The organism is Streptomyces sp. f51, assembly GCF_037940415.1.
Taxonomy (GTDB): domain Bacteria; phylum Actinomycetota; class Actinomycetes; order Streptomycetales; family Streptomycetaceae; genus Streptomyces.
In genome coordinates this window covers 3,187,047-3,211,774 of record NZ_CP149798.1, presented here as the reverse complement: position 1 = coordinate 3,211,774, position 24,728 = coordinate 3,187,047, and the positions used below count along the sequence as shown (strand labels likewise).

Genomic DNA, 24,728 nt, shown 5'->3' with positions numbered 1-24,728 from the left:
CGCCGGACTCGCGCCGGTCCGCCCCGCCCGCTACCGGTCCCGCCCGCACGCGTACGCCAGCGGGGAGATCAGCTCCTCCGCGTCCGGGAGCCAGCGGTTGGCGGGGGTCGGACGGCAGGCCCACTGCACGGCGCCCCGGGAGCCGACCCGGGTCGGCGGCGCGGCCACGTAGGAGCCCTCGCCGAGCGTGGTGAGGTCGAGCGAGGCCGGCGTCCAGCCCAGCGCCCGTACGAGATCGGGGATCTTCGCCACCGCCCCGGGCAGCACGAAGAACTGCATCCGGCGGTCCGGGGTGCAGGTCACCGGGCCGAGGGCGAGCTCCATCCGCCGCATACGGGCGAGCGCCAGGAACCCGGCCGACTCGGGCACGTCGATCGCGTCGAACGTGCGGCCCGTCGGCAGCAGGATCGACGCGGACGGCTGCAAGGACCAGAGCCGCCCCGCGACGGTCACGCTCCCGGTGGCCAGGGTCGCCCAGTCCTCGCGCGCGGGGTGCGCGCCGGGGGCGGCGCAGGCGGGGTCGCCGCAGGAACAGAGCTGCACTCCGCCGGCCGCTTCCAGCCAGGTGCCGGGGAACACGTCCCAGTGGCGTTCCTCGGCATAGCGCACGGCGGTTTCCCGCAGCGACTCGCCACGCTGCTGGGGGATCTGTGCGGACTCGGTGCCTGCGATGGTCTCTTCCACGTGGATCTCAACTCCCGCGTCCGGCCCGGGTTACGGGGGACACGCGCGCGGGGGAGGAGCATCGATTCCCCGCCTGGGGCGCATGGATGCACGTGTGGGGGCGCGCGGGAGGAACGGCAGCCGGTAGCGGGTAACCAGGGGTGGGGTCGGGCGATCGCCCCCGCCCCGGCAATCCTCACATGTCTCGCATCTTCGGTATGTCCGCGGGGCATTGATCTTCCTGGCCGGTCGCCCGGACGCGACCGGCCGGTGAGGGCACGTCAACTCGGTGCGCGGGCAGGCACCGCAGCCACAGGGGGGTACGCCATGGCCGCAAGGCCTCTGATCGCCAGGCAGCCGAACGAGCGGCTTCAGGCGCTCATCCAGGAAGCGGGATGCTCGAACGCCGGGCTGGCCCGCCGGGTGAACATGTGCGGAGCGGAGCACGGGCTCGACCTGCGCTATGACAAGACGTCCGTCGCGCGCTGGCTGCGCGGCCAGCAGCCCCGGGGGCGCGCTCCGGCGATCATCGCCGAGGCGCTGGGGCGCAAGCTCGGCAGGACGGTCACGATCGACGAGATCGGCATGGCCAACGGCAAGAACCTGGCGTCCGGCGTCGGTCTCCAGTTCTCGCCGACGATACTGGGCGCCATCGAGCAGGTCTGCGAGCTGTGGCGCAGCGACGTGGGACGGCGGGACTTCCTGTCCGGGTCGTCCGTCGCCGCCTCCGCGCTCGTCGAGCCGAGCCGCGACTGGCTGATCTCCTCCCCCGACTCGCAGGTGGCCCGCTCGGCCGGGCCGCGTGTCGGGCTCTCGGACGTGGCGGCGGTCCGCGCCATGACCCAGGCCCTCGTCGACCTGGACCACCAGTACGGCAGCGGGCACGTGCGCCCGGTCGTCGTGCACTACCTGAACAGCGTGGTCTCCGGGCTGCTCGCCGGCTCCTACCGCGAGGCGGTCGGACGCGAGCTGTTCGCGGCCGTGTCCCGGCTGACGGAGCTCGCCGGCTACATGGCCATCGACACCGGCCAGCCCGGGCTCGCCCAGCGTTACTACATCCAGGCGCTGCGGCTCGCCCAGGCGGCGGGCGACCGCGGTTACGGCGGCTACGTCCTGGCCGCGTCCATGAGCCACCTGGCCGCCCAGCTCGGGAACCCGCGCGAGATCGCGCAGCTGGCCCGCGCGGCCCAGGAAGGGGCGCGCGGCCGGGTGACTCCGCGGGCGGAGTCGATGTTCCACGCCGCCGAGGCGCGCGGGCACGCGCTGCTGGGCGACGCGCGCGCCGCCCAGGTGGCGTCCGGCCGGGCCGTCACGGCCCTGGAGAACGCGGACGCGGCCTCCGGGGACGATCCGGCGTGGATCGCGCACTTCGACGAGGCCTATCTGGCCGACGAGCTGGCCCACTGCCACCGTGACCTCGGCCAGGCCGAGGCCGCCGCGCGGTGCGCCGAGGAGTCGCTGGCCGGCCATCCCGAGTCGCGTGCCCGCCGCCGGGCCATCGGTTATGTGCTGCTCGCCACGGCACAGGTGCAGAAGCGCGAGGTGGAGCAGGCCTGTCACACCGGTCTGCGCGCGGTCGAACTCCTCGGCACGCTCCGCTCCAACCGGGGCGCCGAGTATCTGGAGGACCTCCAACAGCGCCTCCAGCCCTTCCGTGACGAGGCCGTGGTGCGGGAGTTCGGGGCGCGCATGGAGCTGCAAGCGGCGGCGTGAGCGGTCACGGGGGCGGGGCCCTGCGGGAGGCCGGGCAGGAGGACCGGGGCCGCCGGCGCGCGGTGTGATCATTTCTCTTCCGCGGCTTCCGGCTCCGCTCCCGTGAACATATGGCTCGTACTGACGTGAACTCCGGGAAAACGAGGGCGCCGTGGGGGAAGGGAGTGAGATACAGCGCAATCGGGGGCGGATTCGTTACCCGTGTCACACGGTGCGGAGGTCACTCCAGGTGCTGCGTAGCAGCGGGTCGCGGGGACCCGGTAGCGTGAGCCGATGATTCCGAAGGTCCCCCATTCGTAGGAGTCCCGGTGACGCAGAGTGGACAGGGCGAGGAGCCCTCGGCGCAGCCCGCGCGCGAAGGCATCGTGCTGCCCTCCGACGGCAGCGAGCCGCTGCTGCCGGGCACGACGGGTGACAGTGCCACCCCGGCCGGCGGTCCGGCCTGGGGCGGGCAGTGGGGCCCCGGCCAGTCGGCCTCCCAGGCCCCGCAGTCCGGTGACGGCTGGGGCGCGCCGGTGAACGCCACCCAGTCGTGGGGTGCCTCCGTACCCTCCGATTCCCAGGGCTGGTCGGCGCCGGACGCGCACGGCGCACAGCAGGCGCAGGGCTTCGGGCAGCCGGGATCCGGCTCCGCGCCGCTCCCGCCCGAGAGCGCTCCGTCCTCGGCGTACGGCGCGGGGAACGGCTATGCGCCGGGGGCGCACGGCTCGCACGCGGCCGCCGGATACGACGGCTACGCCGCCTACGGGTCCCAGGAGCAGCAGGGCGTTCCGCTTCCCCCCGGCGGCGAGGACGGCGCCACCCAGTACATCCCGTTCACACCGGCCGCCCCGGGCGCCGACGAGGGGGCGACGCAGTTCATCCCGCCGGTCGCCGCCGCGCCGGACGAGGGCGCCACCCAGTTCATCCCGCCGGTCGGTCCGGGCGCGCTGCCGCCGGAGATCGGGACCGGAGCCCCGCAGTACCTCGGACAGACGGCGCAGGGCGGTTCGGACGCCGACGCCACGCAGTACATCCCGCCCGTGCCCGCGCAGCCGTCGGGGGGCTACGGCATACCCGCCGGCGCGCCCGGCGAGCGGCAGCCCCCGGCGGAGTTCGACAACCTCTTCCGCAGCGAGCCGGCCGCGGCCGGCTCGACGCAGATGCTGCCCCGTATCGACGGCGGCGCCCCCAAGCCCCCGCACGGCGCGGGTGACATGTACGGCGCCCAGCCCGGCCCCGGCGGGCTCGGCGGCCGGGCTGCCGGGCGGCGTGGCGGTCCGTCCGACGGTGGCGGTGGTGGCCGCGGCGGCTCGCGCGTTCCGGTGATCGCGGCCGTCGGTGTGGGCATCATCGTGCTCGGTGTCGGCGCCGGCGCCCTGCTCAGCGGCGGCGGAGGCGGTGGCGGCGGTACGGACGACACCGGCAAGACGGTGGCCGCGACCGCGCCCGCGGGCCAGGGCTCGCCCGCGCCGGGCACCGACCCCGTGAAGGCGCAGGCCGTCGAGCTGGACAAGCTCCTCGCGGACAGCTCCAGCAGCCGCGGCTCGGTGATCAACGCCGTGGCGAACGTGAAGGCGTGCAACAACCTCGGCCAGGCGGCCAGTGATCTGCGGGACGCCGCCAAGCAGCGCGGCGAGCTGGTCACCCGGCTCGCCTCCGTCGCGGTCGACAAGCTGCCGAACCACGACCAGCTGTCGACCTCTCTCACCAACGCGTGGAAGGCCTCCGCGGCGGCCGACAACCACTACGCGGCCTGGGCCGACCAGGTCGGCAACGGCAAGAAGGGCTGCCACAAGGGGCAGGCCCGCACCACAGGGCAGACCCAGGCCGGTGACGCGGCCAGCGGCACGGCCTCCGCGGAGAAGGAGAAGGCCGCCAGGCTCTGGAACTCCATCGCGTCCAAGTACGGCCTGACGCAGCGGACCCGCACCCAGCTGTGACCCGTGCGAAAAGCCCGGCCCCCTCACCGAACGGCGAGGGGGCCGGGCTTTCGTCGTCACCGCCCGGTCCCGACTGCCGGGAACGGAACCGGGAGGACCGCTCTAGTCGGCGGTGGCCAGCGTCTTCGCCATGTTGACGAAACCGCCCCGCTGCGAGGTCAGCTGACCGTTGCGGATGACCTGGAAGGTGACGTCGGCGTTGACCAGGCGCGGGAAGTCGGCGGCCGCGGTCTGGGCGTCGAAGCGCCAGCTGAGGGTGGGCGTGAGCCCGCCCGTGTTCACCTTGAGGCCGTCGTCGAGCTCGCGCCGGATGGTGAGGGGCGAGATCTCCCCCGCGCCGAGCGACTCGATGACCTTCCTCAGCACGGTGTAGGCGATCCAGGTGGTCTGCACCCCGGCGTCGGCGGGGTCGATCCGGTTGTCGCCGAACGCCTGCTCCTTGAGCATCGCGCGCATCGGGTACCAGCGCGCGTCGTTCGCGGTCGGGTACCAGCCGGTGACGTACGAACCCTCGTAGGGGCCAGACTTGCCGCCGGTGGCGTCGATCTGCGACTGGTCGATGCTGCCGATGACCGTCCCCGTGTGCACCTTCCGGTAGTCCGTGCTGTCGCGCCGGAACGAGTCCATGAAGGTGTTCGTGCGGTCGCCGAGCGCGGGGACCACGCAGCCCTGGCGACTCGGCTCGGACGTCGCGTGCTGGAGCGCCAGCTGCGTCGGCCGGGAGTACTCGGTGGCGTCCTCGGCCGCCCGCTGGTCCGCGGCCTGCGGGTGCCCCAGCGCCTTCAGGCCGGCGTCGAGCAGCACCGGCAGCTCGTCACCCGCGATGGTGTCCGGGCGTATCAGCGAGACCGGTCCGCAGTTCTTGCCGAGCTGCTCGCCGAGGCCCGCCAGCAGGACGCCCTGGCCGCCGTTGACGGGATAGGACACGGGGCTCGTGAACTCGTCGTCGGTGACGCCGAAGCCTCCGATGTACGGGATGCCCGCGCTCTCCAGCGGGGAGAGGAACGCGCGGCTGTGCTGGCTGTAGGACCCCACGACCGCGACGACCTTCTCGTCCGCGGCCCGCTCCGCGCAGTGCGAGGCGGCGACCGGGTCGTTGTGGTCGTTGCAGGTGAGGACCTCCAGCTGCCGGCCGTTGATGCCGCCGTGGGCGTTGACCCAGCGGGCGTACGCCTTCGCCAGCGCCGGCATGCCGGGCTTGTTCGTCGCGTTGGTCTTCTCGGGGGCCCAGGTCATCACCTTGACGGGGCCATCCCCGGAGCCCCCCGTGGCACCAGGGATGACCCCGCATCCGACGGCGACCGACGCGCATGCGACTAAGGCGCTCGCGTACAGCAGCTTGGCCTTGCGGGGCCGGGGCGGAGTGGGGGAGGTGGTGCGAGTACGTCGCCTACCGGTCATGGGCATGCACGATTCCCCCACACCAGAAACCCTTGTGTGACCACCGGTCGACACCGGGTGACGCAGAGGTGAATTGCAGGGGTCGATGAACTGTTTTTCACAGGGAACGTACGATCGGTGACCGTGCAAGACTCGGAGAACTCTTCCCGTCGCGGCCGTCGCTCATCCACCATGGGCGGCATGCCACTGAACGACATGCCGTGGTGGCGCTGGCGCAGCAATGTGCGTTCCGCGCTGCACATGCTTTCCGACCCCGTGTTCCAGAGAGACGTCTGGCTCGCCGGCGTCGACGGGTACGGCGACGTCACGGACGCCGTGTACCGCCTGGTGGAGGACACCTGGCTGGACAACTGGTCGGCCGAGAAATACGTCGGCACGATCTTCCGGGACTCCCAGGAGGCCGCCCTCGTGGACAGCGCCGTCCTGCGGGTCCTGCGGATCATGCACCAGGTCGGTCCCGACGCGCCGGTCTCCGCCTATCTCGACCACCAGGCGTGGCCCGACGCCCTCCAGGCCGCGCGTGCCGCGCACGTACGGATGGCGTCGAGCGACGGCGAGGACCCGGACACGCCTCCGCGCACGCTGGAAGTCCTGCGCATCATGACGCGGTCCGCCTAGCCGCAGTACCGCCGTCGGCCCTGGTCCGGCGGCCGTCGGGCGCGCCCGGAGGCGTCCGGGTGGCGGGACGGCACTCCTGCGCGGGCGCCCGGTGTGAAACCCTGTCCCGCATGAATGAGCCGTCCGTCCGCGGGACCGCGCCCGCCGCCGAGCAGTACGTCCTGACGCTGTCCTGCCCCGACAAGCAGGGCATCGTGCACGCCGTGTCCAGCTACTTGTTCATGACCGGCTGCAACATCGTGGACAGCCAGCAGTTCGGCGACCAGGACACGGGTCTGTTCTTCATGCGCGTCCACTTCTCGGCGGAGTCGCCGGTGACCGTGGAGAAACTGCGGGCGAGTTTCACGGCGATCGGCGACGCCTTCCACATGGACTGGCAGATCCACCGGGCCGAGGACCGCATGCGGGTCGTCCTCATGGTCAGCAGGTTCGGCCACTGCCTGAACGACCTGCTCTTCCGGACACGGATCGGCGCGCTGCCCGTCGACATCGCCGCCGTGGTCTCCAACCACACGGACTTCGCCGAGCTGGTGGGGTCCTACGACGTTCCCTTCCACCACATCGCGGTGACGAAGGACACGAAGGCCGAGGCCGAGGCGCAGCTGCTGGAGCTGGTGCGGGAGAAGGGCGTCGAGCTGGTCGTCCTCGCCCGCTACATGCAGGTCCTCTCGGACGACCTGTGCAAGCAGCTCAGCGGCCGGATCATCAACATCCACCACTCCTTCCTGCCGAGCTTCAAGGGCGCCAAGCCCTACCACCAGGCGCACGCCCGCGGGGTCAAGCTCATCGGGGCGACGGCGCACTACGTGACCGCCGACCTCGACGAGGGCCCGATCATCGAGCAGGAGGTCGAGCGGGTCGGCCACGACGTCACCCCCGACCAGCTGGTGGCCATCGGCCGTGACGTGGAGTGCCAGGCGCTGGCCCGCGCGGTGAAGTGGCACGCGGAGCACCGCATCCTGCTGAACGGCCGCCGCACGGTCGTCTTCGCCTGACGGCCGACCGCCGACTCCGCACGCCTGACCGGACGCTCGGACCGCCGACCGTCCGGAGCGCCGGGCGTCCGGAGCGCCGGGCGCTGACCCTTTGCGTCCGACCGGCCGTCCGGACCGCCGGGCCTCTGCCCCTGACCGTCTGGCCGGACGTTCGGGCCTCTGCTTCCTCAGCGGCGGCCGGGCCCTCGGGTCCCCGGCCGGCCGGGGACCCGGATCACATCCGGCTCAGTGACGCGGCCGCGAACAGGACGTCCCTGATGACCTCGCGGTCGCCGTCCTGTCCGGCGGCCGCCTCCTCCGGGGACACATGGCCCGCGGCCAGGCGGCAGAACTCCACCCCGTCCAGCGCGACATGGGCCACCTCGTGGTCGGCGGAGCCCACCGCGCCGGGCGAGTCGAGCGGGATGAGCCACTCGCCGCCCCCCGAGCCCTCGATCTCCAGGCGCAGACTGCGCCCCGGGGTGCCCGCGGCGACGAGGTGCCGGACCGACCGGTCCGCGAGCCCGGCCCGGCGCCGCTCGGCGAGCGCGACGGGCAGCATCCGCGCGGCCAGGTCGATCATCCGGTGCAGATGCCGGGGAGCCGGGGGTTCGTACGGGTAGTCCACCGCGTCGGCGATGTCCCCCGCGTGCACCCAGCACTCGAAGGCCCGGTCCAGCATCGAGTCGCTGAGCGGCAGGTCGAATCCGCCGTAGGGCACGGTGAGCCGCCCGGAGGCCTCCCCGCCCGCGACCCCGCCCGCGGCCGGTGCGCCCTCCTCCACGAACGACACCGTCCGCACGAGGTCGTGGCTCTGTTCCCGCCAGGGCCCGCGCACGGACCGGGTGTGCGGGACGCGCGTGGAGCGCCAGTACGCCTCGGTGCGGTCCTGCGGTGTCGGTTCCCGCGCGCCGGTCCCGCCGAGCGGGTCGTCCAGGCCCAGCGCGACGGCGACCAGCCCGTCGACGCTCAGCAGATGGGCGATGACCCCGGCGACCGTCGTGCGGCGGCTCACGGGCGCGTCGCCCTCGAACCAGCGCAGCCGCACGGGCGCGTGCCATTCGGAGCCGCCGATGTCCTGGAGCAGGGCGTCGAGCCGGGCGGTCTCCGCGTCGTACGGAGCGGCCCACCCGGGGACCGGGATGCGCGGCGGGCGCCGGTCGAGGCAGCTCGTCAGGACACGGGTGCGCAGCGTCGGGTCCAGATCGAGGCTCTCCGCCGGGTGCAGCAGCCCGACGGCCTCGCGCAGCCGCAGCGCCTCTTCCGCGCAGGAGCCGCAGTGCCCCAGGTGTTCCTCGACGGCGGCCGTCTCGTCGGCCGAGCAGGCGGCCAGCGCCCACGCGCCCAGCAGCGACTTCAGGACCCGGTGTTCGAGGACCAGCGGCGCCGGCCCCGGCGCGGCGGCCGGTTCGGGCAGCGGCAGTCCGGTGTCCTCCACGGAGGCGCGCGGCGGCGGTATGCGGGGCGGCCCGCCCGGCCGTGGTCCGGCGTCCGCGCCGCCCGCGTCCCCGTGCCCGTCCTCACGCATCCCGCTGTGCCCGTCCTCGTTCTCGTCCATGTTCCCGTGCACGCCCTCGTGGCCGTTCTCGCGCCCCTCCTCGTCGTCGGACGACGTGAACCGGCCGGATTCCCCGCTCACCGCGCACCCCCGGGTTCCGGTGGCGCGCCGGAGGGCCCGGCGTCGTGGGCGGTGGACAGCAGCTGGAGGCCGAGGCGGAGCCGGCGGCGGGCCTCGTCCTCGGTGACGCCGAGATCGGCGGCCGCCTGGCGGTAGTCACGGCGCTGGAAATACGCCAGTTCCAGTGCGGTCCGCAGCGGAGTGGGCATGGACGTGACGATGTAGTCCGCGCGGGCGGCGACGGACGCGCTGCGCACCTTGCGCTCCAGTTCCTCGGCGGTGCCGTCGCCGCCCTGGGCGAGCGCGGCGGTCTCGGTGGCGCGCAGGCGCTGCACGGCCAGGCGGTGGGTCAGCGTGGCGACCCAGGAACGCAGCGGCCCCTGCTTGGGGTCGTAGGCGTCGGGGTTCTCCCAGACGTGGGTGAAGACCTCGCGGGTGATCCCGTCGGCGGCCCGTTCGTCCCCGAGCACGCGATGGGCGAGACCGTGCACGAGCGAGGCGAAACGGTCGTAGAGCTCGCCGAGCGCGGCCGCCTCACCGCGCGAGAGCCGCTGCTGCATCCTGCGGTCCCAGCGGGGCGGTGCGTCCTGCGTCGCCATGCGGCCCCCTCACCTGGTCGTGCCCGGCGCCTGTCCTTGCCTCCGGCCGCTGTGCCGGCCGTGTCCCCTGCCTCTGTCCGCTTCCGCGGTGCCGTCGTCCAGCCTGTGCGCAACCGCTGTCTTGAATGTAGTCGGCACGTCCGGCAGCGCACGCCCCTTTGCGTCAATGTGCGCCCCTTGGCGGGCCGCAGATGGTAAAAGCGCGCCGCTTCCACCCCTGAGCCTGACCGCTGCTGGCCGTATGCGACCGAAAGAGAACCATCGTGGAGCTTTTTCGACCGTAGACAGGCGTTTCTTCCTGGCGCGTTCCGTGTTTCATGGAACTACGGCGGGGCAGCCGCGCTGGAAGGAAGCGTACGGAGTGCTTCCGTTTCTGCTGGGCGAGGCGAGCGAGAGGCGTGGCGGTGACGCTCAAGGTGACCCACGTGACCGACGTGGCCGACGGCGAGAGCGGCGTGGACGAGTGGACCGTGCTGCGGGTGTCGGGTGAACTCGACCTCGTCACGTCCCCGGCGCTGCGCCAGAGCGTGCACGACGTGGTGGCCGCGGGCCGGCACGGCATCGTCCTGGATCTGTCCGAGGTCGTGTTCTGCGACTCCAGCGGTGTCGGCGTCCTGATCGCCGTCCGCCGCCTCATGCGCTCCTGCCGCGGGCGCCTGCGGCTGATCCTGCCCGCCAGGGGCGCGGCCGACGGCTCCCATGTGAACCGTGTCCTCGGGGCCCTCGGGGTGCGCCGGCTCTTCGACGTCTACCCCGACGTCGACGCCGCCAGGGACGAGGAGTCCCGCCCGCTGTCGGCCTGACGGCACGGCGGCGCCGTTGTCCGGGAATTCTCCCGGTCGTGGGACAACCGTCGCTTTCCGGCACCCCGGACGGTTCGGGCGTCGTACGCTCCGTGCCAGATGAACGCAGTCCGGCGGAGGCCGGCTGAGAAGTGAGGCGGTCCGAACACCCATGGTCAGTTCCGAGTACGAGCGCAGGATCGCCGCCCGGTTCGCCGGCTTCGACCAGGACGGCAACGGCTACATCGACCGGGAGGACTTCAGCGCCGCGGCCAAGGCCGTGCTCGCCGAGTTCGGCACGACGGCCCGGTCGGACAAGGGCCAGGCCCTCTACGTCGGTGCCGAGGCGTTCTGGCAGGGCATGGCCGGGATAGCGGACCGGGACGGCGACCAGCGGATCACGCGCGAGGAGTTCGTGAGCGGTGCCGTGAAGCGGCTGCGCGACAACCCCGAGCGGTTCGCCGAGATCGCCCGCCCGTTCCTGCACGCGGCCCTCGCCGTGGCGGACACCGACGGGGACGGCGCGGCCACGGTCGGGGAGACCACCCGCGTCCTCAGGGCGCTCGGAGTGGGCGAGACCCTCGCCGCCACCGTGGCCGGCGCCCTGGACACGGACGCCGACGGACGCGTGGGCGAAACAGAGATCGTGACGGCCTTCGCCCGCTACTTCACCGTCCCGGAATAGCGGACCCGTCCCCGTCGGGGCCGGACCGCCGAGGCCACCCGGACCGCCCGGAGCATCCGGCCCGCCCCCATCGGCCGGTCCGCCCGGCGGGATCGGCCCGCCCCGACCCGCCCGGCCCTCGGCCACGTCGGCCCTCGGCCGCGTCGGCTCTCGGCCACGCCGGCCCCGGCCATGCCAGACCAAGCCAGCCCCCGACCCGCCCGGCCCTCGGCCACGCCAGCCCCCGACCCGCCCGGCCCTCGGCCCGCCGGCCCCCGCCCGGCCATGCCGGCCCCCGCCCGGCCATGCCGGCCCCCGCCCGGCCATGCCGGCCCCCGCCCGGCCATGCCGGCCCCCGCCCGGCCACGGCGGACCCCACGCGGCCACGCCGGGCCTCGCCCGGTCACGCCCGGCAGCGCTGGACCGGCCCGCCCACCCCGGTCCCTCCCGGCCACCCCGGTCCCTCCCGGCCACGCCGGCCCCTCCCCGGCCGCCCCGGCCCCCGGCCGGGGATCAGTCGGAGAAGCGTTCCCTGAGCCGGTACTTGAGTACCTTGCGCAGGGTTTCGTTGCGGGGGAGGGCGTCCACGACCTCCAGGCGCTCCGGCAGCTTGTGCACGGACAGGCCTTCCCCACGCAGATAGGACGTCACCGCGGCCAGCGTCAGCTCCGGCGCCCCCGGCGGCTGTTCCACCACCGCGCAGACGCGCTCCCCGCGCTCGGCGTCGGGCAGCCCGATCACGGCGGCGTCGCCGACGGCCGGGTGCCCGTGCAGCAGGTCCTCGATCTCCTTGGCCGAGATGTTCTCGCCCTTGCGGATGATGATGTCCTTCACCCGGCCGGTGAGGACGAGATGGCCGCCGCCGGTCAGATGCCCCACGTCCCCGGTGATCAGGAACCCGTCCCCGTCGAACGCCTCCGCGGTCTGCGCCGGGTCCAGGTACCCCTGGCACACGGCCTCCCCCCGGAGCCGTACGTCCCCGTCCGCACCGGCCGGCAGGGAAGCGCCCGCCGCGTCCACGATCCGTATCTCCATGCCCTCGGGGGGCCTGCCCTCCGTGGTGGCCAGGTTCTCGGCGGTGTCGTCCGGCGCGCCCATCGTGATCATCGGGACCTCGGTCATCCCGTACCCGTGGGTGAGCTGCACGCCCATCTCGCGGACGACCGAGTGATAGACCTCGGGCGGTTTCGGGGCCCCGCCGCCCGCGAGCAGCCGCAGCGTGGGGATCACCGGCTCCCCGGGCCGCTTGCGCTGTTCGGCCAGGAACATCGAGTAGAACGCCGTCGACCCGCCCGCCACCGTCACCCCGTGCCTGCGGTACTCCGCGAGCGCGTCCGGCAGCGCGAAGTGCTCGAACATCACCGCCGGGAAGCCGTAGAGCAGCAGCATCACGGTGTAGTCGGGCCCGGCGATGTGCGCGTACGGGAAGGCCATCGAGCCCACGTCGTCCCCGGACAGCCGCAGGGCGTGGGCCAGGCAGGAGCCGCCCGCGATCAGTGAACGGTCCGTGTGCAGCACGCCCTTGGGGTCGGAGGTGGTGCCCGAGGTCCAGTAGATCCAGCGGACGGAGGTGCCGTCGGAGGGCGGGGCGGGCAGGACGGCGGGGTCGCCCTCGGGCAGCTCCTCGTACGCCTCGAAGACGTTCCTCGCGCCGAGCCGGTGCGCCATCGCGGTGTGGTCGAAGCCGCGCCACTCGCCCGGCACGGCGAAGTACTCGGCCTTCGACTCCCGCAGCGCGAAGCCGACCTCGCGGTCGCGGTAGAAGGGGATGACCGGCGACTGCACGGCGCCGACGCGGGCCAGCGCGAAGGACAGCACGGCGGTCTCGATCCGGGTGGGCAGCTGCCAGGCGACCACGGTGCCGGGGCGCACGCCCCGCTCGTGGAGGCCCGCCGCCACCCGCTCGGCGCGGTCGCGCAGCCCGCCGAAGGTCAGGGAGCGGTCCTCCTGGAGCAGGACGGGCCGGTCGGGGGTGAGGCGGGCCCGGCGGTCGACCAGTTCCCACAGCGTGCGCGCGGAACTCAGGGTGTGTGCGGTGTCGTTCACGTCGGCCCCCCGGGACGGTTCCCTCGGCTCCCTGTAACTGACGGGTAGTCAGATCGTGGGCAGAGCGTAGGGCTCGGCGCCTTGTCGGTCCATAGGCGCGGGGCTAGCCTGCTTGTGCAGATGAATCTGACGGGTCATCAGAAACGTACGCCAGGCGGAGGGGACCATGACCGAACTGCCGCTCATCATCAGCGTCGACGACCATGTGATCGAACCGGCGCACCTCTTCGAGACCTGGCTGCCGCGCAAGTACCACGACCGGGGACCGAAGCCGCTGACCGCGGGGATCGGTGAACTCGCCTACGTCGGGGGCAAGTACCGCATCACCATGGACCCGGACGGCCCGCCGACCGACTGGTGGGTCTACGAGGACCTCAGGTTCCCGTACAAGCGCAACATCGCCGCCGTCGGCTTCGACCGTGACCAGATGACGCTGGAGGGCATCACCCGCGCGGAGATGCGGCGCGGCTGCTGGGACCCCGCCGAACGGCTCAAGGACATGGACCTCAACCACGTCGAGGCCAGCCTCTGCTTCCCCACCTTCCCGCGCTTCTGCGGCCAGACCTTCGCCGAGGCCCACGACAAGGAGGTCGCCCTGGCCTGCGTGCGGGCCTACAACGACTGGATGGTCGAGGAGTGGTGCGGGGACAGCGGCGGCCGGCTGATCCCGTTGTGCCTGATCCCGCTGTGGGACATCGCTCTCGCGGTCGCCGAGATCCGCCGCAACGCGGCCCGGGGCGTCAGGGCCGTCACCTTCTCCGAGATCCCCACCCATCTGGGCCTGCCCTCCATCCACTCCGGTTACTGGGACCCGTTCTTCGCGGTCTGCCAGGAGACCGGCACGGTCGTGAACATGCACATCGGCTCGTCCTCCCAGATGCCCGCCGCGTCCCCCGACGCACCCCCCGCCGTCCAGGCCTCGCTGTCCTTCAACAACGCCATGGCCTCGATGATGGACTTCCTGTTCAGCGGCGTCCTGGTCAAGTTCCCGCGCCTCAAACTCGCCTACTCCGAGGGCCAGATGGGCTGGATCCCGTACGCCCTGGAGCGGGCCGACGACGTCTGGTCCGAGCACCGCGCCTGGGGCGGGGTCAGGGACCTGATCCCGGAGCCCCCGTCGACGTACTACTACCGGCAGATCTTCTGCTGCTTCTTCCGCGACAAGCACGGGGTGGCGTCCCTGGACGTGGTGGGCCGCGACAACGCCACCTTCGAGACCGACTACCCGCACGTCGACTCGACCTTCCCGCACACCAAGGAGGTCGCCCTCGACCATGTGAAGGGCCTCGACGACGAGACGGTGCACAAGCTGATGCGGGGCAACGCCATCCGCATGCTCGACCTGGACCTGTAGTGGACCTGACGTACACGCCCGAGGAGGAGGAGTTCCGCGCGCGCCTGCGGGCCTGGCTCGCCGGGGTCCTTCCGGCGCTGCCGCCGAAGCCCTCCCCGCACGACTGGCCCGCCCGGCGCGCGTACGACCTCGGCTGGCAGCGGATGCTGTACGACGCCGGGTACGCGGGCCTGCACTGGCCCGTCGACGCCGGCGGCCGGGGTGCCACGCCCACCCAGCACCTCATCTACCTGGAGGAGACCGAGAAGGCGGGCGCCCCCTACGTGGGGGCCAACTTCGTCGGACTGCTGCACGCCGGGCCGACCATCGCCTCCGAGGGGAGCGCGGAGCAGCGGGCGCGCTGGCTGCCGCCCGTGCTGCGCGGAGAGGAGGTCTGGTGCCAGGGCTTCAGCGAACCCGGCGCCGGATCCGACCTCGCGGCGCTGCGCACGCGCGCGTGGCGCGACGGCGACGACTACGTGGTGAGCGGGTCCAAGATCTGGACCTCCCACGCCGAGGTGGCCGACTGGTGCGAACTGCTGGTGCGCACCGACCCGGACGCGCCCAAGCACCGGGGCATCACCTGGCTCGCGATGCCCATGGACGCGCCCGGGATCACCGTCCGCCCGCTGCGCACGCTCGCGGGCTCCACCGAGTTCGCGGAGGTCTTCCTCGACGAGGTGCGCGTCCCGGCCGCCAACCGGGTCGGGGCCGAGAACGACGGCTGGCGTGTGACCATGGTGACGCTCTCCTACGAGCGCGGCACCGCCTTCGTCGGCGAGGTGGTCGCCTGCCGCCGCGTCCTGTCCGAGGTCGCGCGCGAGGCACGGAAGAACGGCCGCTGGGACGACGCCGTCCTGCGCCGCCGTCTCGGCAGGCTGAACGCCGAGTTCCGCGCGCTGTGGCGGCTCACCCAGTGGAACGTCAGCGAGGCGCAGAGCACCGGGGGCGTGCCCGGCGTCGGCGGTTCGGTCTTCAAGCTGCGCTATTCGCACGCCCGTCAGGAGCTGTTCGACGCCGCCGCGGAGGTCCTCGGTCCCGAGTCCCTCGACCTGGGCCGGGAATGGAGCCTGGACCGGCTGTCGTCCCTGTCGTACACGATCGCCGCGGGCACCTCGCAGATCCAGCGGAACATCGTGGCCGAGCGGATCCTCGGCCTTCCCAGGGGGAGATGAGCTGCACAGTGGACTTCCGGCTCACGGACGACCAACGGGCCCTGCGCCAGGGCGTACGCGCACTGCTGGAGGGCCGCTTCGGGCGGGAGGAGCTGCGCGCGGCCGTGGACCGGGCGGAGGGGAGGCCTCCCGGGGGCGGGCGCGTGCTCGACCGGGGGCTGTGGCGCGAGCTGGGCGCGGCCGGGTTCTTCGCGCTGCGGCTGCCCGAGTCCGAGGGCGGTGTCGGGCTGGGCCTCCCGGAGGCCGTGCTGGCCTTCGAGGAGGCGGGGCGGGTCCTGCTGCCCGGCCCGCTCGTCGCCACCCATCTCGCCGCGGGCGTCGTGCCCGGCGCGGCGGGCGGAGAGGTGGTCGTGACGTCGGCCGACGGGTGGCTCGCCGAAGGGGGGCGTGCCGAGGAGTGCCTCACCGAAGGGGGAGCTGCCGGAGGGGGAGCTGCCGCACGGGGGCTCGCCTGCGGGGGCCTCGTGGAGTGGCTGGACGAGGCCGATGTCGTCCGGGGCGACGCCACCGGCGCCGTACGGCTGGCCTCGGTGGACCCGCTGACCCCCCTGCACCGGCTGCCCGCGGGCGCCGACGGCCGGTCCGCGGGCGGGGCGCTCCGGGCGGCACGTACGCCCGACCGGCTGGTCGCCTCGCTGCTCACCGCGGCCGAACAGCTCGGCAGCGCCTCCCGGACCTGCGAGAGCGCCGTGCAACACGCCCGGACGCGCGAGCAGTTCGGGCGGCCGGTCGGGGCCTTCCAGGCGGTGCAGCATCTGTGCGCCGACATGCTCGCGCGGGTCGAGACGGCCCGTGCGGCCGTCTACGCGGCCTCGGTCACCGCCGACCCGGCGGACATCGCGGCGGCCCGTGTGCTCGCCGACGAGGCCGCCGTGCGCGGCGCCCGCGACTGTCTCCAGGTCCACGGCGGCATGGGCTTCACCTGGGAGTCCGACGTCCATCTGCATCTCAAGAGGGCATGGGTCCGCACACACCGCGCAGGCGGCGTCACACAGAGCGAGGAGGAGCTGGCGGACGATCTGGTGGCCCGGACGGTGTAGAGGGCCGCTGTCCTGGGGCGCCGCGGGAGGAACGCGGACGGATGTCGCGGATCGTGGCAGAACAGGATCACGGAGCGTTGAGACCTGGTTGTGTCCTAGGCGTGACTTGTCACGGCCTGGAGTCGGCGCCGTGCTCCGGTACCTTGTGTGGGATGCGAGTGGTTCTGAGGCTGAGCCATCCCGGTGTTGCCCCCGAGGCCGCGCCGAACCCGGCGATGCGCGCCGCTCGTACGGCAGGGCGGACCCCCGCACCTGCCTGTTCGACTCCCCGTGGCGAGCGTCGCACAGTATGCCGCACGCGTACTCCTTCGCGCTGGAATATGCCCGAAGCGCTTGTTGGGGTGACTGTACGTCAACCATGCTGTCTCGCAAGGGAATCACGTTCCGTGATCCTTGTTCTGGCCATGCAGAAAATGGCTACGATCGTGGCCCTTGTGAGGCGCGAGGCGATGTGTCCGCCGGTTCGGATGGTGTGAGCGGTGCAGGTGCTTCAAGTGCAGCTGGAGATCCGGCCCGACCCCGCAGAGGTGGGGCGAGCCCGGCGCTGGGCCCGTTCGAGGCTCGCGGGGTCCGGGATAGACGCCGATGAACCACTCGCCGAGACGCTGATCCTGCTCGTCTCCGAACTTGTCACCAACGCCGTGGTGCACACCGGGTGTCCGGCCGTGCTGCGCCTGTGCCTGCCGGGCGGCGGCACGGGGGCCGCCACCGTGCGCCTGGAGGTCGCCGACTCCAGCGCCCGGCCGCCGATGCCCCGGCACGCGGACGGCGACGAGACCAACGGCCGCGGCCTGGAACTGGTCGACGGACTCGCGGACCGCTGGGGCTGGAGCCCCGAGGGTGCCGGCAAGCGCATCTGGTGCGAACTCGACCGCTGCGCCTCGGGCGCGGCGCAGGACTCCCCGTACGGCGCGTACGGCGGGTTCGCCTACGAGGCTGTCTGACGCGGCCGGTCCGGCCGGCCTCCCTGGTTGCCGCACGGCGGCCAGGGCCGCCGAGGCGATCGCGTTCCCCTGCCCCCGTCTCGCGTTTTGTGCATGTATGCACGAAAGCGCTGTACACGGCCGCCGTGGTGGCCGAATGCGCCGGGTCGTGCTTCCGTACGCGCGGTCTCAAATAGGGTGGAACACCGTAAATCCCCGATCGGGTGTTGACGTGGCGTGTCCGTTTGATCACGCTTGTGTTCAGCGATTCGCCGCGAGGGGACGGCGGGGGCTCCGGTGACGGGAGCCCTCGGCGAGTGCGGGTCGCGATTCGGCGTCGGCTCCCCCGCGGCCAGGGGGGGCAGGGCGGGTACGCCGGAGACGGTTGGTGGCGCGTGATGCCGTGCCCGGCGAGAGGTGGGGACCTTCCGGCCGGGCGCAGTCGAGAGTGGGGGAGGCGCGCCGCCGACCGCCCCTCGCCGGGCCGGGTCCGCGGGCCGCCCCCGGTGGACGGGCCGTCAGAGGATCGCCACGGGCGCCACCGGTGTGCCGGTGCCGCCGACGAAGGGTTCCGGCATCGCCGACAGCAGGAAGGCGTATCGCTCTTCTTGTCCACAGGCTGTGGACAACTCTTCGAGATTCCAGTTCTGGCCTTGCAGCATCCCCATCTCGACCAGGTCGAGCGCGTGCACGGGCAGCCACAGGTCCTCGATCTCGGGCGGGAAGATCTCGAAGGTCAGGGTGTCGTTGGCGACCGCCGCGACATCGCGCGCGTGGAACCACTCGGGCGTGCGCACCGAAAGACCCGGCGACGGATACCCGTACCCGTGCTTGTCGCCCGCCAGATACACCTGGATCTGCCCGGTCCGTACGAGCACGATGTCGCCCGCCCGCACCCGCGTCCCCGCCAACTCCTCCGCCGCCTCCAGGTCTTCGGGGGTGACGGCGTGCCCGCCGGCCAGCCGGTGTTCGCCTCGCGCGCGTGCCACGTCGAGCAGGACACCGCGCGAGACGATGTGCCGCGGCTTGTCGATCCCGCCGAACTCGGCTCCGCCGTGCGGGGTGACGGTGGAGGCCGGGCGCCCGTTGTAGAGCCGGCCGGAGTGCGAGACGTGGGGCAGCGCGTCCCAGTGCGTGGCCGCCTGGAGGCCCATGGTCACGGCGTCGTCGCTGCACGCCACCGTGCCGGGGCCGAAGATCTCCTGGTTGATCTGCACCATCGCGTGCAGCGGATTGACCCGCCCCGGGATCATCCCGGTCTGCACCCCGTCCTGCTGGAGCGGCAGGGCGAGCGGAACGCGGCGCCCGGTCCTCACGGTCCCCGCGGCCTCCCGCACCACCTCGTCGGTGATGAGGTTCAGCGTTCCGATCTCGTCGTCGTCCCCCCAGCGCCCCCAGTTGTTGACGCGCTTGGCGATCTCGTGGAACTCCGGATGAAGCGGCGGCCGCGACATGAGTCCTCCCCGGGGGCTTGTCTCCAGGTATCCGGCGGGTCGTAGAATCCGAGTTGAATCTAACGGACCGTCAGAAACTGCGGGAAGGGGCCGGGCATGGGGAACTTCCTTGCGGGCAAGACCGTCGCCGTCACGGGTGCGGGCCGGGGGATAGGCCGGGCGGTCGCGCTCGCCGCCGCCGCCGAGGGCGCCCGCGTCGTCGTCAACGACTACGGCGTCTCCATCGAGGGCGCCGAGCCCACGAGTTCGGTCGCGGACGCCGTCGTCAAGGAGATCGAGGCCGCCGGCGGCGAGGCGGTCGCGGTGGCCGACGACATCTCGACGATGGCGGGCGGGCAGCGGGTCGTCGACACCGCGCTCGCGTCGTACGGGCGCATCGACGGTGTGGTGTGCGTGGCCGGAATCCTGCGCGAGCGGATGCTCTTCAACATGTCCGAGCAGGAGTGGGACCCGGTCGTCGCCACCCATCTCAAGGGCACGTTCACCCTGTTCAGGGCCGCCTCCGCGGTGATGCGGGCCCAGGGCTCGGGCACGCTGATCGGCTTCACCAGCGGCAACCACCAGGGCTCGGTGGCGCAGGCCAACTACAGCGCGGCGAAGGGCGGGATCATCTCCCTGGTGCGCAGCGCGGCCCTCGGGCTGCACAAGTACGGGGTCACCGCGAACGCCGTCGCGCCCGTCGCCCGTACGCGCATGTCGGCGAACGTCCCGATGGAGCTGAAGGAGATCGGCGAACCGGAGGACGTGGCCGCGCTCGTGGTCTACCTGCTCTCCGACCGGGCCCGCGAGGAACGCATCACCGGGCAGGTCTACACGATCGCCGGACCCAAGATCGCCGTATGGGCGCAGCCGCGCGAACTGCGCGCCGGTTACGCCGAGGGCGCCTGGACCCCCGAGAAGATAGCCGACTTCCTGCCCGGGACCGTCGGCGTCGATCCGATGCCGCTGCTGGAGCGGCTGGAGGCGATGGCGCGGGCCGCGGCGGACAAGGCGCGCCCCAACGCCTGACCGTGGACCGGTCCGGGGTGCCCCGGATCCGGTCGGGAGGAGAGCGCGTGGACTTCGCATTCGGTGCGCGGGACGAACTCTTCCGGCGCGAGGCACGGGCCTGGCTGGAGCAGCACCTGGCCGGCACCCCCGCGCGCCGCGACTGGGAGCGCGAACTCGGCGCGGGCGGCTGGATCGGACTCGGCTGGGCCGAGGACGGGTACGGCAACCGGCGCGCGGACCTGACCCGGCAGGTGGTGTGGGCCGAGGAGTACGCCCGCTCGAAGGCGCCGGCCAGGTCCGGGCACATCGGTGAGAACCTGCTGGCGCCGACGCTCATCGCGCACGGGAGCCCGGAGCACAAGCGCCGCTTCCTGCCCCCGATCGCCCGCGGCGAGGAACTGTGGTGCCAGGGCTACAGCGAACCGGGCGCCGGCTCGGACCTGGCCGGCGTCCGTACGGCCGCCGTACGGGAGCAGGGGTCCTACCGGATCACGGGACAGAAGATCTGGACCTCGCTCGCCGGGGAGGCGGACTGGTGCTTCGTGCTCGCCCGCACCGAGCCGGGCTCGACCCGCCACCACGGACTGTCCTTCCTGCTCGTCCCCATGGACCAGCCCGGCCGGATCGAGGTCCGCCCCATCCGTCAGCTGACGGGCACGAGCGAGTTCAACGAGGTGTTCTTCGACGGTGCGGTGGCGGAGGCCGGGCATGTGGTCGGGGGCGAGGGCGGCGGCTGGCGGGTCGCCATGAGCCTGCTCGGCTTCGAGCGCGGGGTCTCCACCCTCGCCCAGCAGATCGGGTTCGCCGAGGAGTTGGGCCGTGTGCTGCGCACGGCCGTCGAGACGGGAATGGCCGGGGATCCCGTCGTACGGGAGCGACTGGTGCGCCTCTGGGCCGAGTTGCGCGTGATGCGGTGGAACGCGCTGCGCACCCTGGGGGGTTCGGGGAGTCCGGGCGGTCCGGGCGCGCCGAGCGTGGCGAAGCTGCTGTGGGGCGGATGGCACCGGCGGCTCGGTGAACTGGCGGTCCAGGTACGGGGATCCGCCTCGGCGGTGGGCCCCGGGGACTGGTCGGCCGAGCGGCCCTACGAACTGGACCCGGACCAGCACCTGTTCCTGTTCAGCCGGGCCGACACGATCTACGGCGGTTCGGACGAGATCCAGCGCACGATCGTCGCCGAGCGGGCCCTCGGCCTGCCGAAGGAACCCCGGGGAGGGCCGTGAACGGGCCCGGCACCGTGCGGCCGCCGGGTACGGACCGAATCAGCCCGGGAGCAGCCCGGGAACAGCGCCCGGGGCGGCCCGGGAAGAGGGGAGCCTGAGCGATGCGAGGCGTGATCTTCGACGGGAAGCGGACCCGGGTCGTGGACGATCTGGAGATACGGGACCCGGGGCCCGGGGAGGTCCTGGTCGCGATCGCCGCGGCGGGACTCTGCCACAGCGATCTCTCCGTGGTGGACGGGACCATCCCGTTCCCCGTCCCCGTGGTCCTCGGCCACGAGGGCGCGGGCGTGGTGGAGGCGGTGGGGGCGGGGGTGACCCATGTCGGGCCCGGCGACCACGTGGCGCTGTCCACCCTCGCCAACTGCGGGACCTGCGCCGAGTGCGACCGGGGGCGGCCCACGATGTGCCGCAAGGCGATCGGCATGCCGCAGCGGCCGTTCACCCGCTCCGGCGAGCCGCTCCACCAGTTCGCCGCCAACTCGGCGTTCGCGGAACGCACGGTGGTCAAGGCCGTGCAGGCGGTCCGGATCCCGAAGGACATCCCGCTCACGTCCGCCGCGCTGATCGGCTGCGGGGTGCTCACCGGCGTCGGAGCGGTCCTGAACCGCGCCCGGGTCGACCGCGGCGACAGCGTCCTGGTCATCGGCACGGGCGGCATCGGCCTCAACGTCCTCCAGGGGGCCCGGCTCGCGGGCGCGCTGCGGATCGTCGCCGTCGACTCCAACCCGGCCAAGGAGGCGGTGGCCCGGCAGTTCGGCGCGACCCACTTCCTGACCTCCGTGGACGGGGTCAGGGACATCCTGCCCACCGGGGCGCAGCACGCCTTCGAATGCGTCGGACGCGTCGACCTCATCCGCCGGGCCGTGGACTCGCTCGACCGGCACGGCCAGGCGATCCTGCTCGGCGTCCCCCCGGCCACGGCCGAGGCGTCCTTCCTCGTCTCCTCGATGTACCTCGACAAGTCCATCCTGGGCTGCCGCTACGGCTCGTCCCGCCCCCAGCGGGACATCGCCCTGTACGCCGAGCTGTACCGCGAAGGCCGCCTGCTCCTGGACGAGTTGGTGACGGCGACGTACCCGGTCGAGGACTTCGAGCGAGCGGCCGAGGACGCGCACGCGGGGAAGGTGGCACGGGCGGTGCTGACGTTCCGGAGCACCTCCGGCACGGTCACCCGGTGACGCCGGTGCCGGTGCCCGCCCTGAACGTGCGCCGGTAGGTGGTCGGGTTGACGCCGAGGGTCGCCTGAAGGTGCTGGCGCATCGACTGGGCCGTGCCGAAACCCGCGTCGCGGGCCACCTGGTCGATGGACAGATCGCTGGACTCCAGCAGATGGCGGGCGTGTTCGACGCGCTGCCGCGTGAGCCACTGGCCGGGGCTGACCCCGACCTCCTCGCGGAAACGCCGGGTGAAGGTGCGCACCGACATGGACTCCTGCTCGGCCATGTCGCGCAGCTGGATCGGCTCGTGGAGGCGGCCGAGCGCCCAGGCGCGCGCGGCGGTCGTGCCGGCCGAGCGCGCCTCGGGGACCGGGCGCCGGATGTACTGCGCCTGCCCGCCGTCGCGGTGCGGCGGCACGACGGTCCGGCGGGCCACCTCGTTGGCGACGGCGGCGCCGTGGTCACGCCGTACGAGGTGCAGGCACAGGTCGATCCCGGCGGCGACCCCGGCGGAGGTCAGGACGTCGCCGTCGTCGACGAAGAGCACGTCCGCGTCCACGTCGATCCGCGGGAAGAGCCGCTGGAAGTGCTCGGCGTGCATCCAGTGCGTGGTGGCGGGGCGGCCGTCGAGATACCCGGCGGCGGCGAGGACGTAACTGCCGGTGCAGATGGAGACCAGACGGGTGCCGGGGCGGATGTGCCCGAGGGCGGCCGCCAGCTCCGGGGTCAGGATCCCCTCCTGCTGGACGGGCCCGAGTTCGTACGAGGCCGGGACGACGACCGTGTCGGCGCCGGCCAGCGCCTCGGGCCCGTTGGCGACGAGGACCGAGAAGTCCGCGTCCGTCTCGACCGGGCCCGGCGGCCGGACCGAGCAGGTGACGACCTCGTAGAGCGGGCGCCCCTCCGTGTCCCGCGCCTTGCCGAAGATGCGCTGCGGGATGCCGAGCTCGAAGGGGAGCAGGCCGTCCAGGGCGAGGACGACGACGCGGTGCGGGGGCGGCGTACCGGGAGTGGCCATGGCCCGATCGTAGCGAATGCTGTCTCTCGGGCCAGTGGTTCGCCGGCGTACGTTCCCCGATGCTCTAGGGCGTGACCCAGACAACCGAAGCCGCCCCGGCCCCGGAGGACTCCCGGCCCGTCCGCCCCTCCCCCTCCCACCGCGTCCACCGTGCCTGGTTCGTCGCCGCCGTCACCTTCGTGACGATCATCGGCGCGGCCGCCTTCCGGTCGCTTCCCGGACTGCTGATCGACCCGCTGCACCAGGAGTTCCACTGGTCGCGCGGCACGATCGGCGCGGCCGTCTCGATCAACCTCGCGCTGTACGGACTCACGGCGCCGTTCGCCGCGGCGCTGATGGACCGCTTCGGCATCCGCCGCGTGGTGGCCATCGCCCTGACCGTGATCGCGATCGGCTCCGGGCTGACCGTGTGGATGACGGCGGCCTGGCAGCTGATGCTCTGCTGGGGCCTGCTGGTGGGCCTGGGCTCCGGATCCATGGCACTGGCCTTCGCGGCGACGGTCACCAACCGCTGGTTCACCGAGCGCAAGGGCCTGGTGACGGGCATCCTGACCGCCGCCTCCGCCTCGGGCCAGCTGATCTTCCTCCCGCTGCTGTCCTGGATCGTCACGGAGCACGGCTGGCGTCCGGCCGCGGTCACCGTGTCGCTCGCGGCCCTGGCGGTCGTCCCCTTCGTCTGGCTGCTGCTGCGCGACCACCCGGCCGACGTGGGCCAGACGCCGTACGGGGCGAAGGAGTTCGTACCGAAGCCCGAACCGGTGCGGGGCGCCGCCCGGCGCGCGGTGACCGTGCTGCTCTCCGCCGTCCGCACGGGCCCCTTCTGGCTGCTGGCCGGGTCGTTCGCGATCTGCGGGGCCTCGACGAACGGCCTGGTCCAGACGCACTTCGTGCCGGCCGCCCACGACCACGGCATGCCCGTCACCGCGGCCGCCTCGCTCCTCGCGGTCATCGGCGTCTTCGACGTGGTCGGCACCGTCGCCTCCGGCTGGTTCACCGACCGCTTCGAACCGCGCCGCCTGCTGGCGGCGTACTACGCGCTGCGCGGCATCTCGCTGCTGTTCCTGCCGATGCTGCTCGCCCCGTCCGTGCACCCGCCGATGATCTTCTTCATCGTCTTCTACGGCCTCGACTGGGTCGCCACCGTGCCGCCCACCCTGGCCCTGTGCCGTGAGCGGTACGGCGAGGACAGCGCCATCGTCTTCGGCTGGGTCCTCGCCTCCCACCAGGTCGGCGCCGCGCTCGTCGCCTTCCTCGCCGGCGTCGCCCGCGACCGCTTCGGCTCGTACGACGTGGTCTGGTACGCCTCGGGCGCGCTGTGCGCGGCGGCCACGCTGATGGTCCTGGTGATCCGGCGCCGCCGTCCGGCGGTCCCCGCGGCGGCCCAGGCGGTGGCACCCGCTCCCGCGTGACGGGCC

At 73.0% G+C, this 24,728-nt stretch carries 21 protein-coding genes; 14 read left to right on the top strand and 7 right to left on the bottom strand.

Annotated features, from left to right (window positions below):
* Positions 1-30: 30 nt before the first annotated feature.
* A complete protein-coding gene (locus tag WJM95_RS14010) occupies positions 31-684 on the bottom strand; it encodes a bifunctional DNA primase/polymerase (protein ID WP_339130006.1) in 654 nt (217 codons plus the stop codon).
* A 306-nt stretch (positions 685-990) separates the two neighbouring features.
* Between WJM95_RS14010 and WJM95_RS14005 the strand changes: the two genes are divergently transcribed.
* Positions 991-2,376 (top strand): transcriptional regulator, encoded by a 1,386-nt coding sequence (locus WJM95_RS14005; RefSeq protein WP_339130005.1) that lies wholly within the window; start codon positions 991-993, stop codon positions 2,374-2,376.
* Between the two features lie 308 nt (positions 2,377-2,684).
* Positions 2,685-4,298, top strand: a complete 1,614-nt coding sequence (locus tag WJM95_RS14000) for a hypothetical protein (RefSeq protein WP_339130004.1) — start codon at positions 2,685-2,687, stop codon at positions 4,296-4,298.
* 102 nt (positions 4,299-4,400) lie between these two features.
* Here WJM95_RS14000 and WJM95_RS13995 read toward each other — a convergent pair whose 3' ends face one another.
* Positions 4,401-5,699, bottom strand: a complete 1,299-nt coding sequence (locus WJM95_RS13995; RefSeq protein ID WP_339135553.1) for an ABC transporter substrate-binding protein — start codon at positions 5,697-5,699, stop codon at positions 4,401-4,403.
* A gap of 117 nt (positions 5,700-5,816) precedes the next feature.
* Here WJM95_RS13995 and WJM95_RS13990 point away from each other — a divergent pair, with 117 nt between their 5' ends.
* A complete protein-coding gene (locus WJM95_RS13990; RefSeq protein ID WP_339130002.1) occupies positions 5,817-6,317 on the top strand; it encodes a hypothetical protein in 501 nt (166 codons plus the stop codon).
* A gap of 110 nt (positions 6,318-6,427) precedes the next feature.
* The gene (purU, locus tag WJM95_RS13985) at positions 6,428-7,312 is read left to right on the top strand and encodes a formyltetrahydrofolate deformylase (protein ID WP_339130000.1); all 885 of its coding nucleotides are present in this window, start codon (positions 6,428-6,430) and stop codon (positions 7,310-7,312) included.
* Positions 7,313-7,526: 214 nt separating this feature from the next.
* Here purU and WJM95_RS13980 read toward each other — a convergent pair whose 3' ends face one another.
* Positions 7,527-8,819, bottom strand: coding sequence for a maleylpyruvate isomerase N-terminal domain-containing protein (locus WJM95_RS13980; RefSeq protein WP_339135551.1), 1,293 nt, complete (start codon positions 8,817-8,819; stop codon positions 7,527-7,529).
* 107 nt (positions 8,820-8,926) lie between these two features.
* Complete coding sequence (locus WJM95_RS13975; protein WP_339129999.1) at positions 8,927-9,508, bottom strand: sigma-70 family RNA polymerase sigma factor; 582 nt, start codon at positions 9,506-9,508, stop codon at positions 8,927-8,929.
* Positions 9,509-9,942: 434 nt separating this feature from the next.
* Between WJM95_RS13975 and WJM95_RS13970 the strand changes: the two genes are divergently transcribed.
* Together WJM95_RS13970 and WJM95_RS13965 are read left to right on the top strand one after the other, a co-directional pair.
* Positions 9,943-10,311, top strand: coding sequence for an STAS domain-containing protein (locus WJM95_RS13970; RefSeq protein WP_339135549.1), 369 nt, complete (start codon positions 9,943-9,945; stop codon positions 10,309-10,311).
* Positions 10,312-10,462: 151 nt separating this feature from the next.
* Positions 10,463-10,975 (top strand): EF-hand domain-containing protein, encoded by a 513-nt coding sequence (locus WJM95_RS13965; RefSeq protein ID WP_339129998.1) that lies wholly within the window; start codon positions 10,463-10,465, stop codon positions 10,973-10,975.
* Positions 10,976-11,467: 492 nt separating this feature from the next.
* Here the strand turns inward: WJM95_RS13965 and WJM95_RS13960 are convergent, their stop codons facing one another.
* Complete coding sequence (locus WJM95_RS13960; RefSeq protein WP_339129997.1) at positions 11,468-13,000, bottom strand: AMP-binding protein; 1,533 nt, start codon at positions 12,998-13,000, stop codon at positions 11,468-11,470.
* Between the two features lie 166 nt (positions 13,001-13,166).
* Here WJM95_RS13960 and WJM95_RS13955 point away from each other — a divergent pair, with 166 nt between their 5' ends.
* The 4 genes from WJM95_RS13955 to WJM95_RS13940 all read left to right on the top strand — a co-directional run bounded on the left by WJM95_RS13955 (position 13,167) and on the right by WJM95_RS13940 (position 17,492).
* Entirely contained in the window at positions 13,167-14,354 is a 1,188-nt protein-coding gene (locus WJM95_RS13955) for an amidohydrolase family protein (protein ID WP_339129996.1), read from the top strand.
* Positions 14,354-15,508 carry an acyl-CoA dehydrogenase gene (locus WJM95_RS13950; RefSeq protein WP_339129995.1) on the top strand — a complete coding sequence of 385 codons (1,155 nt, stop codon included), beginning with the start codon at positions 14,354-14,356 and terminating at the stop codon, positions 15,506-15,508. The genes WJM95_RS13955 and WJM95_RS13950 overlap by 1 nt, the downstream gene beginning before the upstream one ends.
* An 8-nt stretch (positions 15,509-15,516) precedes the next feature.
* A complete protein-coding gene (locus tag WJM95_RS13945; RefSeq protein WP_339135547.1) occupies positions 15,517-16,548 on the top strand; it encodes an acyl-CoA dehydrogenase family protein in 1,032 nt (343 codons plus the stop codon).
* 479 nt (positions 16,549-17,027) lie between these two features.
* The gene (locus WJM95_RS13940) at positions 17,028-17,492 is read left to right on the top strand and encodes an ATP-binding protein (RefSeq protein ID WP_339129994.1); all 465 of its coding nucleotides are present in this window, start codon (positions 17,028-17,030) and stop codon (positions 17,490-17,492) included.
* A 497-nt stretch (positions 17,493-17,989) separates the two neighbouring features.
* Here the strand turns inward: WJM95_RS13940 and WJM95_RS13935 are convergent, their stop codons facing one another.
* Positions 17,990-18,925, bottom strand: a complete 936-nt coding sequence (locus WJM95_RS13935) for a cyclase family protein (protein WP_339129993.1) — start codon at positions 18,923-18,925, stop codon at positions 17,990-17,992.
* A gap of 96 nt (positions 18,926-19,021) precedes the next feature.
* On the opposite strand from WJM95_RS13935, the gene WJM95_RS13930 reads away from it, so the two are divergent.
* The 3 genes from WJM95_RS13930 to WJM95_RS13920 all read left to right on the top strand — a co-directional run bounded on the left by WJM95_RS13930 (position 19,022) and on the right by WJM95_RS13920 (position 22,316).
* On the top strand, positions 19,022-19,933 hold the full coding sequence (locus tag WJM95_RS13930) for an SDR family oxidoreductase (RefSeq protein WP_339129992.1): 912 nt from the start codon (positions 19,022-19,024) through the stop codon (positions 19,931-19,933).
* A gap of 47 nt (positions 19,934-19,980) precedes the next feature.
* On the top strand, positions 19,981-21,138 hold the full coding sequence (locus tag WJM95_RS13925; protein ID WP_339129991.1) for an acyl-CoA dehydrogenase family protein: 1,158 nt from the start codon (positions 19,981-19,983) through the stop codon (positions 21,136-21,138).
* A gap of 101 nt (positions 21,139-21,239) precedes the next feature.
* Positions 21,240-22,316, top strand: a complete 1,077-nt coding sequence (locus WJM95_RS13920) for a Zn-dependent alcohol dehydrogenase (RefSeq protein ID WP_339129990.1) — start codon at positions 21,240-21,242, stop codon at positions 22,314-22,316.
* Here the strand turns inward: WJM95_RS13920 and WJM95_RS13915 are convergent.
* Positions 22,306-23,313 (bottom strand): helix-turn-helix domain-containing protein, encoded by a 1,008-nt coding sequence (locus tag WJM95_RS13915; RefSeq protein ID WP_339129989.1) that lies wholly within the window; start codon positions 23,311-23,313, stop codon positions 22,306-22,308. The two genes, WJM95_RS13920 and WJM95_RS13915, sit on opposite strands and share 11 nt — an antisense overlap.
* Positions 23,314-23,384: 71 nt before the next feature.
* On the opposite strand from WJM95_RS13915, the gene WJM95_RS13910 reads away from it, so the two are divergent.
* The gene (locus WJM95_RS13910; protein ID WP_339129988.1) at positions 23,385-24,722 is read left to right on the top strand and encodes an MFS transporter; all 1,338 of its coding nucleotides are present in this window, start codon (positions 23,385-23,387) and stop codon (positions 24,720-24,722) included.
* Positions 24,723-24,728: the final 6 nt, after the last annotated feature.